Source organism: Holophagales bacterium (assembly GCA_016699405.1).
Lineage (GTDB): Bacteria > Acidobacteriota > Thermoanaerobaculia > Multivoradales > JAGPDF01 > JAAYLR01.
In genome coordinates, this window is sequence record CP064972.1 from 5,044,861 (window position 1) to 5,056,683 (window position 11,823).

Sequence of the window (11,823 nt, forward strand, 5' to 3'; positions counted from 1 at the left end):
CCCTCAGACGAGGTTCAGGAGGTGCCCGAGCTTCTCGCGCTTGGCGCGCAGGTAGCGTCGCGACTCGTCCGTCGGCGCGATCTCCAGCGGCAACCGCTCGACGATCTCGAGGCCATAGCCGGCGAGGCCGACGTACTTGGCCGGGTTGTTCGTCATCAGCCGCATGCGGCGGACGCCGAGGTCGCGGAGGATCTGCGCTCCGACGCCGTAGTCGCGCAGGTCCGGACGGAACCCGAGCCGCGCGTTGGCCTCGACGGTGTCGTGTCCGGCCTCCTGCAGCTCATAGGCGCGCAGCTTGTTCACCAGGCCGATGCCTCGCCCCTCTTGCAGGAGGTAGAGCACCACCCCCGCACCGGCCTCGGCGATCCGGTCGAGCGCCAGGTGAAGCTGCAGCCCGCAGTCGCACCGCCCCGAGCCGAAGACGTCGCCGGTCAGGCACTGGGAGTGGACGCGCACCAGGATCGCTTCGTCCGGTCGCACCTCGCCGAGCACCAGGGCGACGTGCTCCTCCCCCGTCACGTCCGAGCGGTAGGCGTGAAGGCGCATCTCGCCCCACGGCGTCGGCAGACGCGGCGCGGCGATCCGGCTGACGATCGTCTCGTGTCGCAGTCGATAACCGATCAGGTCGGCGACGGTGATCACCGGGAGGCCGTGACGGGCGGCGAACGGCGCGAGGTCTCCGACGCGCGCCATCGTCCCGTCCTCCTTCATCACCTCGCAGATCACCGCCGCCGGAACGAGCCCCGCGAGACGTGCGAGGTCGACCGACGCTTCGGTCTGTCCGGTGCGCTTGAGCACGCCGCCGCGACGAGCGCGCAGCGGGAACATGTGGCCCGGCCGCAACAGATCCTCCGGCCGGGTCGCCGGATCGATCGCCGTCCGCACGGTCGCGGCGCGGTCGGCGGCGGAGATCCCGGTGGTCGTCTTGCCACGCGCCTCGATCGACACGGTGAAGGCGGTGCCGTAGGACGAGGTGTTGTCGGCCACCATCGGGGGCAGGCCGAGCTCGTCGCAGCGCTCCTCGGTCAGTGCCAGACAAACCAGACCGCGCCCCTGCGAGGCCATGAAGGCGATCGCCTCCGCGGTGACCTTCTCGGCGGCGATTGCCAGGTCGCCTTCGTTCTCGCGGTCCTCGTCGTCGACGATGATCACCATCCTCCCGGCCTGGAAGGCGGCGATGGCGTCCTCGATCGGCGAGAAGGGGCTCGGCTGGCTCATCGGGGTCTCGGGTCGAGGCGGCGCCCTCACGGGCGTTGCGGCGTCCAGGCATCCTACTCGCCGCCCGGAAAGGGCGGCAAGGAAGGTCCGGTGACATTTCCCCGCTCCGCCGTTACCGCCGGGCGACTGACGAGGCGACCGCCGGCGCGGTAGCCTGCACCCTTCCGAGAGACGCCGATGTCGATCCGCCTCGAAGGCCTGACCAAGCTCTACGACTCCCACCCGGTGGTGGCCGACTTCTCGCTCGAGGTCGCCCCGGGGGAGATGTGCGTGCTGCTCGGCCCCTCGGGCAGCGGCAAGAGCACCGTGCTGCGGATCATCGCCGGGCTGCTTGCCGCCGACGCCGGCCGCGTCGTGTTGCACGGCCGCGACGTCACGGGCCTGCCGCCGCAGGCCCGCGGCGCCGGCTTCGTCTTCCAGAACTACGCCCTCTTCCGCAGCATGACCGTGGCCGAGAACGTCGAGTTCGCCCTCTCGGTGCGCCGGGTGCCGAAGCCGGAGCGCCGCGCCCGGGTCGCCGAGCTGCTCGAGCTCGTCGGCCTCGGCGGGCTCGGACGACGTCTGCCGCGCCAGCTCTCCGGCGGCCAGCAGCAGCGCGTCGCCCTCGCCCGCGCTCTCGCTCACCGGCCGGAGGTCCTGCTGCTCGACGAGCCGTTCGGCGCGCTCGACGCGCGCATCCGCCTCGAGCTGCGGCGAAGCCTGCGCGAGATCCAGCGCGAGCTCGGCATCGCCACGCTCTTCGTCACCCACGACCAGGAGGAGGCGTTCGAGCTTGGCGACCGCATCGCGGTGATGGCGCTCGGCCGACTCGTCGAGATCGGCCCACCGCGCGAGCTCTATCGCCGGCCACAGACCGAGTTCGTCGCCACATTCCTCGGCAGCGCCAACCTGCTGGTCGGCGAGGCGACGACCTCCGGCGTCCGCATCGGCCCGGTCGAGTTCCCCCTCGCCACGCGCGCCGGCGACGAACCGGCCCGGCGGCGCGTCCAGGTGCTCTTCCGTCCCGAGGACGTCGCGCTCTTCGGCGAGTCCGAGGAATGCCCCCACCCGAGTCTCGGGGTCGGCACGGTCGAGAGCTGCGCCTTCGCCGGGGCGCTCGAGCACCTTCGCTTCAACCTCCCTCCCTTTCGCGGGGTGCGCGCGATCGCCCCACCGGTGCCGTTCGGCGCCGGCACCTTCGCCGTCGATGCCAGCCGCCCGCCTCACGAGTCGCGCCGCCTGCCGCTCGCCCCCGGCGACCGGGCGCGCGTCGCCGTGCGGCGCCTGCATGCCCTCGTCCACCCCGGTCTGCATTTCGTCGCGCTCGCCGAGCCCTCGACCGAGGGACGCTCCGCTCTCGCCCTTGCCGGCGAGCTGGCGCGACGGGCCCACGCCCGCCTGACCCTGGTCCTTGCCGGCCTGGCCGAGGCCAAGGCACGCGAGATTCTCGGCGGCAGTCCGACTCCGATCACCGTGCGACGCGCCCCGACGCCCTCCGGCGTCGGCGCCTACGAGGCGGCCGCGCTCGGCGATCCCGACCTGGTCATCGCCGGCGCGCCGGCCGGCAGTGGGGTGGCGCTCGCCGAAGGGCTGCTGGCGGCCGGCGACCATCACCTGCTGCTCGTGCGTGGCGAACCGGTCGTGCCGACGCGGGTGCTGGTCAGCGCCACCGTCGGCGAACCGGGCAAGGAAGACGTCGCCTTCACCGGCCGACTGGTCCGTCACTTCGGCGCCCGGGTCACCGTGCTCACCGTCCTCGAAGCCGCGAGCGCCGCGACCGAGCGCGCCCAGGCCCAGCGTTTCCTCGAGGCGAGCGCCCGCACGCTCGAGCCCCTGGGCGTCGCCACCGAGACCCGACTCGGTCTCGGCGAGCTCGAAGAGCAGGTGCTCGCCGCGATCGGCGAGGGGCACGATCTGGCGGTGCTCGGCGCTCCGCTCCCGGCCGTCGGCGGCGAGGTCCGCCTCGACGGCATCGTCCGCCGCCTGCTCTCGCGCACCGGAACGCTGCCACTCCTCGTCGTGCGCAGCCTCGAGGAGCGCGAGTGATGACCGCGCCGGCGCTGCCGCCGACGGCTGCGGCGCGCGAGCTCGTCGCCGCGCTCGCGCCGCAGCTCGCCCGCGCCCTCGCCGAGCTGCGCTTCGGCGCCGTCGAGCTCGTGGTGCACGATGGCCGCGTCGTGCAGATCGAACGCCGCGAACGCTTGCGCCTCACCGCCGACCCGGAACCGGGAGAGGCGAGCCGCATCGTCCCATCCGCCCCCGACCGCCCGCGACCGGACCGCCGGAGCCTGCGCCGAGAAACCTCCACCGGAGACTCCGCATGATCCGCCGTTCCCGTGCCGCGACGACCGCCGTCGCGCTCCTCCTGACCACCGCGTTCACTCGAGAGGCCGGCGCGCAGACTCCGCCCGCCGCCGCCACGCCGGCCCCACCGACCACCGAAGAGCTCGAGCAGCGGATCCGCATCCTCGAGCGCAAGCTCGAGCTCGCCGACGAAGCCGCAGCCGAGAAGGCCAAGACCACCCCCACGTCGCTCGTCGGCGCCGACGGCTTCGGCTGGAAGTCTGCCGACGGTGCCTTCCAGCTCAAGCTGCGCGGCCTGCTGCAGACCGACGGCCGCTTCTACGTCGGCGACGACCGCAAGCCGGTGAGCGACACGCTGCTCGTCCGCCGCGCCCGGCCGATCGTCGAAGCGGTGTTCTTCAAGGACTTCGAGCTGCGGCTGATGCCCGATTTCGGCGACGGCAAGAGCCAGCTGCTCGACGCCTCGCTCGACTGGCGGGTGAGCCCGTGGCTGACGCTGCGAGCCGGCAAGTTCAAGGTGCCGATCGGTCTCGAGGCGCTCGCCGCCGACGCCCATCTGCCGTTCGTCGAACGGGGCGCCGCCTCGGCCGTCGCCCCGGTGCGCGACGTCGGGGTGCAGGCGAGCGGCGAGCCGCGAGGCGGTCGCTTCTCCTGGACCGTCGGCGCCTTCAACGGCCAGGCCGACGGCGTCACCGGCGATGGTGACAGCGACGACGACAAGGAGATCGCGGGCCGCCTCCTCTTCCGTCCGTTCCGCCGGCCGGGAGCCGAGCCGGCGGTGATCGACCTGACGCTCGGTATCGCGTTCTCCGCCGGCAAGGCCTCTGGCACGACCGCGGCGACCGGCCTGCCGTCGTACCGCACCGCCGGCAACCAGACCTTCTTCTCCTTCCGCAGCGACTCGACGGCTGCCGGCACGGCGATCGCCGACGGCACGCGGCGGCGGATCGCCCCTCAGGCCTCGCTCTACGTCGGCCCGCTCGGCCTCACCGCCGAGTGGACCCGCTCGGAGCAGGAGACGGCGCGCGGCACGACGCGAGCGACGCTCGCCAACGACGGTTGGCAGGTGGCGCTCGCCTGGGTCGCGACCGGAGAACGGATGTCGGAGCGCGGCGTGGCACCGCGTCGTCCGTTCGCCCTGGGCAAGGGGCATGGAGCGCTCGCCCTGGCGGCACGAGCCGGCGTGCTCACCGTCGACGCCGGCGCCTTCCCGCTCTTCGCCGACCCGACCCGCTCGGCTCGCCGCGCCATGAACCTCGGCGCCAGCGCCAACTGGATCCTCAACCGCAATGCCAAGCTCGTTCTCGACTACGAGCGCACCGCCTTCGACGGCGGCGACAAGCTCGGCACGACCGCCGTGGATCGCGAAACCGAGCAGGTGCTGCTTGGGCGCATTCAGCTCACCTTCTGACCGTTCGCGGAGCCCGGCCATGAACCGCATCCGATTCCATCTTCTCGTCGCCGCGCTGCTGACCTGGATGGTCGCCACCGCACCGGCCGTTGCCCAGGTGACGCTGCTCAACGTCTCCTACGATCCGACCCGCGAGCTCTACCAGGAGGTCAACGCCGCCTTCGCCAAGCAGTGGCAGGCCAAGGGCGGCCCACGCCTCGAGATCCAGCAGTCGCACGGTGGCTCCGGCAAGCAGGCGCGCTCGGTGATCGACGGCCTCGACGCCGACGTCGTGACGCTCGCGCTCGCCTACGACATCGACGCGATCGCCGCCGCCGGCCTGCTGCCGCGCACCTGGCAGAGCCGGCTGCCGGACAACAGCTGCCCCTACACCTCGACGATCGTCTTCCTGGTGCGCAAGGGGAACCCAAAGAAGATCCTCGACTGGAACGACCTCGCGCGACCGGGCGTCGCCGTCGTCACTCCGAACCCGAAGACCTCCGGGGGTGCGCGCTGGAACGTGCTCGCCGCCTGGGGCTACGCGGTGCGCAAGACCGGCAGCGAGGAGCAGGCGCGCGCGCTCCTGCGTGGCATCTTCCGCAACGTGCCGATCCTCGACACCGGAGCGCGGGGTGCGACCGTGACCTTCGTCGAGCGCGGCATCGGCGACGTGCTCGTCGCCTGGGAGAACGAGGCGCTGCTCGCCACCCGCGAGCTCGGACCGGACAAGTTCGAGATCGTCGTGCCGTCGGTGTCGATTCTCGCCGAGCCGCCGGTCGCGGTCGTCGACCAGGTGGTCGACCGCAAGAAGAGCCGGGCGGCGGCGCAGGCCTATCTCGAGTTCCTCTACTCGCCCGAAGGGCAGGAGCTCGCGGCCAAGCACTACTACCGGCCGCGCTCCGCCGCGGTCGCGGCCCGCTACGAGAAACAGTTCCCCAAGCTCGAGCTCTTCACCGTCGACGCGCAGTTCGGCGGTTGGGCCAAGGCGCAGAAGCGTTTCTTCGGCGACGGCGGCGAATTCGACCAGGCGATGGCGGCGAAGTGACGAACCTGAGCGCGGCGCCGCTCGTCGTCCCGCGGGCGAGCGCGGGACCTGGGGGCAGGGGGGCAGGAGTTCCCCAGGTTCGCCGCGCCACCCCCTGCCCGCGTCCCTCCCTCTCGTCCCGGACGCCGAGGGGCAGCCGACCCGGCCGTGCATGCGCCGGCGGTGCCTGCCTCTGTCCAAACCGGATCGCGACCACGACGAGGGGACGAATCCGCCTCGCCTGCGCGGACGGCACCTTCCCCCGACGTTCCCGTCGTCGCCCCGAGCGGGGGCGAGGGACTTGGGGGAAGGGCAACACCGCCTCCGCATGGCGTCACAAGACGCTCCCGGCCCTGCCTCTCGCCTGCGGAGTGGCTCGATGAGTCCGCGGCGCCGCGGTCCGCTGCCCGGATTCGGGATCTCGCTGGGGTTCACCCTGGCCTATCTCGGCGCCCTGGTGCTGCTGCCGATCGCGGCGCTCGTCTTGCGCGCGGCGAGCCTGACGCCGGCCCGGTTCTGGGAGCTCGTCTCGGCACCGCGCGCTCTCGGTGCCTTCAAGCTCTCCTTCGGCGCCGCGTTCGTCGCGGCGGCGGTGAACCTCGTCTTCGGGCTGCTCGTCGCCTGGGTGCTCGAACGGTACCGCTTCCCCGGAAAACGGCTGATCGACGGGCTCGTCGACCTGCCGTTCGCCCTGCCGACGGCCGTGGCCGGCATCGCGCTGACCGCGCTCTACGACGAGCGCGGCTGGATCGGCAGCCTCGTCGCACCGCTCGGCGTCAAGGTCGCCTACACTCCTCTCGGAGTCACCGTGGCGCTCGTGTTCATCGGCCTGCCGTTCGTCGTGCGCACCGTCCAGCCGGTGCTGCGCGATCTCGACGCGGCGATCGAGGAGGCGGCGGCGAGCCTCGGCGCGACGCGCGCCCAGGCGATCCGGCGCGTTCTGCTGCCCGAGCTCGCGCCGGCCGCGGCAACCGGCTTCGTGCTGGCGCTCGCCCGCGGCCTCGGCGAGTACGGCTCGGTGATCTTCATCGCCGGCAATCTGCCGGGGATCACCGAGATCACGCCGCTGCTCATCATGATCCGCCTCGAGGAGTACGACGTGGCGGGCGCCACGGCGATCGCCGCGACCTTCCTCGCGGCGTCGCTCGCCCTGCTCTTCCTGGTCAACGTGCTCTCCTGGCGGCGCGGCCGCCGCATGGCGACGGCATGAGCGCCGAACCTCCCGCGACCGCGCGCTGGCGCGACCCGCTCACCGAGCCGCCGGCGGTGCGCTGGGCGCTCACCGGGCTGGCCCTCGCGTTCCTGCTCTTCTTCCTCGTCCTGCCGCTCGCCGTGGTGTTCGCTCGCGCCTTCGAGAAGGGTCTCGCCGGCTATGCGGCGGCCCTGGCCGATCCGATGGCGCGCGCCGCGGCGCTGCTCACGCTCAAGGTCGCCCTGCTGGTGGTGCCCGCCAACCTGCTCTTCGGTCTCGCCGCCGCCTGGGCGGTGACGCGCTTCGAGTTCCGCGGCAAGAATCTGCTCGTGACGCTGATCGACGCCCCGTTCTCCGTCTCGCCGGTGGTGGCCGGTCTGCTCTTCGTGCTGCTCTTCGGCGCCCAGGGGCTCTTCGGGCCCTGGCTGCTCGAGCGCGGCATCAAGGTGCTCTTCTCGCTGCCCGGCATCGTGCTCGCCACGGCGTTCGTCACCATGCCGCTCGTGGCGCGGCAGCTCATCCCGCTGATGCAGGCTCAGGGGAGCGACGAGGAGCAGGCGGCGCTGACGCTCGGCGCCACTCCGTGGCAGATGTTCTTCCGCGTCTCGCTGCCGAAGATCCGCTGGGGGCTGCTCTACGGCGTGGTGCTCTGCAACGCCCGGGCGATGGGCGAGTTCGGCGCCGTCTCGGTGGTCTCGGGCCACATCCGCGGCAAGACGAACACGCTGCCGCTCCACGTCGAGATCCTCTACAACGAGTACCAGTTCCAGGCGGCCTTTGCCGTCGCCTCGCTGCTCGCCCTGCTCGGCGTCTTGACGCTCGTGGCGCAGACCCTGCTCGACTGGCAGTCCCGGCGGCGCGGCGCCTCTCCCGCCGGACGCGAGGGGAGTTGAACGTGCGCCGTTCGACGCTCGCCTGGCTGCTCGCCCTGACCGGCGCCTTCTTCGTCGCCGTCGCCGTCACCGGCGTCGCCGGCGTCTCGGAGCGACTGCTCGAACGGCTCGGTCGCCAGCAGGCGCTCGCCCGCGTCGAGCTTGCCGGGACGGCGGCACGCGAGGCGCTGGTGCACGAAGGCGAGACGCTCGCGGTCAGCGCACGTCTCCTCGCCGCGAGCCCGGAGCTCGGCTCTCGACTCGGCGCGAGCGACCTTGCCGGCGTGGCCCGCCTGCTCGAGAGCTTCCAGGAGGCCGGCGAAACCACCGGCGCGGCGCTCGCCATCGACGCACGCCTGGTGCGGCAAAGCACACCCCCGCTCCCCTGGCCGGTGCTGCGCCGCGCGCTGCCGGCCGGGCAGGGTTGGGCCTTCGCCGTCGACGGGACGAAGCTGTTCCTCGTCGCCGAGGCACCGGTCCCCTCCGGAACGCGCGCGACCGCGCTGATGGCACGCGAGGTCGACGTGGCACTGCTCGCGGCGATCGGGCGGCGGATCGGCCTGCCGGTCGCCCTGGTCGGCCGCCGCGAAGCGCTCGCCGGCTATGGCGAGAGCCACGCCGCGCGGCTCGCCCGGGTCGTGGCCGACGGCCAGCCCGAATCTCTGCGATCGGAAGAGGCGGGTTGCTTCTGCGCGCTCCAACCGCTGCCGCTTGCCTCGGGAGAGGTGGCGGCGGTGCTCGAGACGCGCCTGGCGATCGACGAGGTCGACCGCTCGGTCGCCGAGTTGCGCCGCCGGCTGCTGCTGCTCGCCGGCGCGCTCGCGGTGGTCGCCGCGCTGGCAAGCGGACTGCTCGCCCGGCGTCTCGCGGCACCGCTCGCCGAGCTCTCGACCGCGGCGCGCCGGATCGGCGGCGGCGATCTCGCGACCCCGGTGGCGATCGCCGGTCCCGGCGAGATCGGCCTGCTCGCCCGGGCGATGGAGGGGATGCGACGACAGCTCGCCCAGCTCTCCGGCCGGCTGGCGAGCCGCGAAGGTGAGGCGCGTGCCGTGCTCGAGGGGATCTCCGAGGGCGTCTTCACCGTCGATCGCGACCGTCGCGTGCGCTACCTCAACCCCCCGGCGGCCCGCACGCTCGGGCTCGACAGCGACGCGGCGAGCACCGCGATCGGCCGTTTCTGCGGCGACCTGCTCTACCCCGAGCTGGCGCCGGAGAGCCGCCCCTGCGAGGAGCGCTGCCCGATCCTCCACGCGCGGTTCCGCGGCGCCGCCCAGGCGACCGAGACCCTCGCCCTCGCCGCCGGATCGCGCCGCGCCGTCGTCGCCGCGGCAACGCCGGTCGGCGAGCTCCAGGTCGTCGTGCTGCGCGAGGAGAGCGAGGTCGAGGCCGGCCGGCGCCTGCGCGACGCGCTGCTCGCCAACGTGTCGCACGAGTTCAAGACGCCGCTCGCCGCCCAGCTCGCCTCGCTCGAGATGCTGCGCGACGCGCTGGCGACCGGCGACTCGACCGCCGCCGACACCCTGGTCGAGGCGCTCGGTCGTGGCACGGCGCGGCTGACGCGCCTGGTCGACAACCTGCTCGAGAGCGTCAGCATCGAGGCCGGCCGCGATGCGATCCGGCGACGTCCGGTCGATCTCGAGGAGGTCGTCGAGGAGGCCGTGCAGCAGGTCACCCCGCTCCTCCACCAGCGCAACCAGGAGCTCGACCTGGCGCTTCCCGCACCGTTGCCACCGGTCGACGGCGACGCGGCGCGGCTCGTCCAGGTGCTCGTCAACCTGCTCGCCAACGCCAACAAGTTCGCCCCTGAGGGCACGCCGATCGTTCTCGGCGGCGAGGTCGGAGGGGACAGCGTGGCGCTCTTCGTCGAAGACCGCGGCCCGGGCCTGCGCGGCGCCGATCCCGGCAGCCTTTTTCAGCCGTTCGTCCGCGCCGTCGGCGACGAGTCGGAGACGAGCGGCGTCGGCCTCGGCCTCTGGGTCGTCCGCTCGATCGTCGAACGCCACGGCGGCACCGTCGAAGCCCGCGACACCGGCGCCGGCTCCCGCTTCACCGTGCGCCTCCGCCGAGGGGACGCCCCGCCCACGCGCTAACATCGGCCCGATGCACCGCCGACGGGAGAAGAGGACGGGCCGATGAAGATCCTCGTCGTCGACGACGACGTCGAGCTGCGGACGTTGGTGGCCTTCGCCCTGCGGCAGGCGGGGTATCTGCCGGTCGAGGCGGCGGACGGAGGGACGGCGGTGGCGGCCTTCGAACGAGAGCGGCCGGATCTCGTGGTGCTCGACGTCAATCTGCCGGGGTTCGACGGGTTCGAGGTGCTGCGGCGAATTCGCGCCGCCGGCTCGACGCCGGTGATGATGCTGACCGTTCGCGCTGCCGAGGAAGACCAGGTGCGCGGGCTCGACCTGGGCGCCGACGACTACCTCGCCAAGCCGTTCTCGCCGCGCACCCTGCTCGCTCGCGTCCGCGCGCTGCTGCGGCGCTCGGGGGCCCAGGAGCGACAGGCGCCCCTCGTCCACGGCGAGCTGGCGCTCGATCTCGAGCTCGCGACGCTCTCCCGGCCGGGCCTCGAGCCGCTCCACCTGACGCCGCTCGAGCTGCGCTTCCTGCAGTTACTCTTCTCGCACGCGGGTGCCCCGGTGCCGACCGAGCGCATCCTCTTGCACGTGTGGGGCACGCGGGGCAGCGGCGACCGGCAACTGCTCAAGCAGCTCGTCCACCGCCTGCGCCAGAAGCTCGAGGTCGGTCTTGCGGTCGACCCGGCGGCGCCGCGCTGGGTGCAGACGGTCGCCGGCGGCGGCTATCGACTCGGCGGCTAGCCGAGGTCGATCTGCCGCTTCTCCTCCTCGGCGTGGGGCCGATAGAGGATGGCGATGTGGCCGACGAGTCCGGCGCAGGCGCAGCCGAGACGCGACTCGATCTCGGCGGCGAGCTCCTTCTTCTCTTCGCGGGCGACGACGAAGCGGGCCTTGATCAGCTCGCGCAGCGCGAGCGCCTGGTCGATCTCGCCGAGCACCGCGTCGGTGAGTCCCTGCTTGCCGATCATCACGGTCGGGTCGAGGTCGTGGGCGAGGCCGCGCAGTCGCTTGCGCTGCGCGCTCGAAAGGACGAGAGGGGGCATGGGAGCTCCGATCCGGCCGTTCAGGCCGTGCGGTATGCCGCCGGTGCGGCGGCGAGCAGGGTGTCGAGGGTCTCCGACGCCTTGGCGGCGGAGACCTCTCCCGCCGGCAGGTAGACGACGAGCAGCGCCTCGGCCGTCTCGGCACGCACCTTCACCCGGTGGCTGTCGGTGATCGGGGTACCGAACGGTCCGTCGCGGTCGGCGAGCAGCGGCTTGCCCGCCAGATCGAGCGGCCCGCGCATCGAGTCGAGGAGCTCGCCGGCGCACCCGGCGCGCACGGTCACCGGCGGACGGAGCGCCGCCGCGTCGAGCACGCAGCACGGCAGCCGCAACGCCACCGAGAGGCAGTTGTTGAGATCGACGAGCGGGTCGATCGCCGGCAACTCCCCGGCGGGCAGCAGCCGTCGCAGAAGCGCCTCGGAGGACGGGCGATAGCGCGTCGGGTCGCACCCGGCAGCGCGGAAGAGGCGGCGCATCGCCGCCACCGTCGGGTGAGCGGCAAGCTGCTCGAGGCGCAATGCGGCTCGCGCCTCCTCGGCAACGCGGTGTCGCAGGGCGGCGAGCTCCTCGACGCCTTCCGGCCGCGGCGCGAGGCCAGCCCAGAAGAGCTCCCAACCGGGCAGCTCGAGTCGCGTCGCGGGGAGTTCCATCACCCGCCGGATCCTCTCACACGCTCCGTGCGGGTGCGGTCGGCGCGGCCGAGGCGCCGGCGCCCCGACCGCA

General features: G+C 73.0%; 10 protein-coding genes and 1 pseudogene. 8 read left to right on the forward strand and 3 right to left on the reverse strand.

Translation table 11 applies throughout. The features are described from left to right. Window positions 1-3: 3 nt before the first annotated feature. Window positions 4-1,218: a bifunctional 3,4-dihydroxy-2-butanone-4-phosphate synthase/GTP cyclohydrolase II gene (locus IPJ17_20880; GenBank protein ID QQR73891.1), complete on the reverse strand. Its 1,215-nt coding sequence runs from the start codon at window positions 1,216-1,218 to the stop codon at window positions 4-6. Between the two features lie 177 nt (window positions 1,219-1,395). Between IPJ17_20880 and IPJ17_20885 the strand changes: the two are divergent. From IPJ17_20885 to IPJ17_20920, 8 genes and pseudogenes are all read left to right on the forward strand, one after another. Then, window positions 1,396-2,484: pseudogene (locus IPJ17_20885) on the forward strand (ABC transporter ATP-binding protein). A 758-nt stretch (window positions 2,485-3,242) separates the two neighbouring features. Then, a complete protein-coding gene (locus tag IPJ17_20890) occupies window positions 3,243-3,521 on the forward strand; it encodes a YezD family protein (protein ID QQR73892.1) in 279 nt (92 codons plus the stop codon). Next, a complete protein-coding gene (locus IPJ17_20895) occupies window positions 3,518-4,912 on the forward strand; it encodes a porin (protein QQR73893.1) in 1,395 nt (464 codons plus the stop codon). The genes IPJ17_20890 and IPJ17_20895 overlap by 4 nt, the downstream gene beginning before the upstream one ends. Window positions 4,913-4,979: 67 nt before the next feature. After that, window positions 4,980-5,936: a sulfate ABC transporter substrate-binding protein gene (locus IPJ17_20900; GenBank protein ID QQR76241.1), complete on the forward strand. Its 957-nt coding sequence runs from the start codon at window positions 4,980-4,982 to the stop codon at window positions 5,934-5,936. Window positions 5,937-6,294: 358 nt separating this feature from the next. Beyond that, window positions 6,295-7,125: a sulfate ABC transporter permease subunit CysT gene (cysT, locus tag IPJ17_20905; protein ID QQR73894.1), complete on the forward strand. Its 831-nt coding sequence runs from the start codon at window positions 6,295-6,297 to the stop codon at window positions 7,123-7,125. Further along, a complete protein-coding gene (gene cysW / locus IPJ17_20910; protein ID QQR73895.1) occupies window positions 7,122-8,000 on the forward strand; it encodes a sulfate ABC transporter permease subunit CysW in 879 nt (292 codons plus the stop codon). Before cysT ends, cysW begins: the two co-directional genes overlap by 4 nt. 2 nt (window positions 8,001-8,002) lie before the next feature. Continuing rightward, on the forward strand, window positions 8,003-10,069 hold the full coding sequence (locus tag IPJ17_20915) for a HAMP domain-containing protein (GenBank protein ID QQR73896.1): 2,067 nt from the start codon (window positions 8,003-8,005) through the stop codon (window positions 10,067-10,069). 42 nt (window positions 10,070-10,111) lie between these two features. Beyond that, window positions 10,112-10,798 carry a response regulator transcription factor gene (locus IPJ17_20920; protein ID QQR73897.1) on the forward strand — a complete coding sequence of 229 codons (687 nt, stop codon included), beginning with the start codon at window positions 10,112-10,114 and terminating at the stop codon, window positions 10,796-10,798. On the opposite strand, the gene IPJ17_20925 is transcribed toward IPJ17_20920, so the two are convergent. Further along, the gene (locus tag IPJ17_20925) at window positions 10,795-11,100 is read right to left on the reverse strand and encodes a YhbY family RNA-binding protein (GenBank protein ID QQR73898.1); all 306 of its coding nucleotides are present in this window, start codon (window positions 11,098-11,100) and stop codon (window positions 10,795-10,797) included. The two genes, IPJ17_20920 and IPJ17_20925, sit on opposite strands and share 4 nt — an antisense overlap. Window positions 11,101-11,120: 20 nt before the next feature. Then, window positions 11,121-11,750, reverse strand: coding sequence for a hypothetical protein (locus IPJ17_20930; GenBank protein QQR73899.1), 630 nt, complete (start codon window positions 11,748-11,750; stop codon window positions 11,121-11,123). Between the last annotated feature and the right edge of the window lie 73 nt (window positions 11,751-11,823).

Excerpts from the sequence above, each read along its gene's own strand:
- cysT (QQR73894.1), top strand. The coding sequence starts at position 6,295 with ATGAGTCCGCGGCGCCGCGGTCCGCTGCCCGGATTCGGGATCTCGCTG.
- IPJ17_20900 (QQR76241.1), top strand. The coding sequence starts at position 4,980 with ATGGTCGCCACCGCACCGGCCGTTGCCCAGGTGACGCTGCTCAACGTC.
- IPJ17_20880 (QQR73891.1), bottom strand. The coding sequence starts at position 1,218 with ATGAGCCAGCCGAGCCCCTTCTCGCCGATCGAGGACGCCATCGCCGCC.
- IPJ17_20920 (QQR73897.1), top strand. The coding sequence starts at position 10,112 with ATGAAGATCCTCGTCGTCGACGACGACGTCGAGCTGCGGACGTTGGTG.
- IPJ17_20890 (QQR73892.1), top strand. The coding sequence starts at position 3,243 with ATGACCGCGCCGGCGCTGCCGCCGACGGCTGCGGCGCGCGAGCTCGTC.
- cysW (QQR73895.1), top strand. The coding sequence starts at position 7,122 with ATGAGCGCCGAACCTCCCGCGACCGCGCGCTGGCGCGACCCGCTCACC.
- IPJ17_20930 (QQR73899.1), bottom strand. The coding sequence starts at position 11,750 with ATGGAACTCCCCGCGACGCGACTCGAGCTGCCCGGTTGGGAGCTCTTC.
- IPJ17_20895 (QQR73893.1), top strand. The coding sequence starts at position 3,518 with ATGATCCGCCGTTCCCGTGCCGCGACGACCGCCGTCGCGCTCCTCCTG.
- IPJ17_20925 (QQR73898.1), bottom strand. The coding sequence starts at position 11,100 with ATGCCCCCTCTCGTCCTTTCGAGCGCGCAGCGCAAGCGACTGCGCGGC.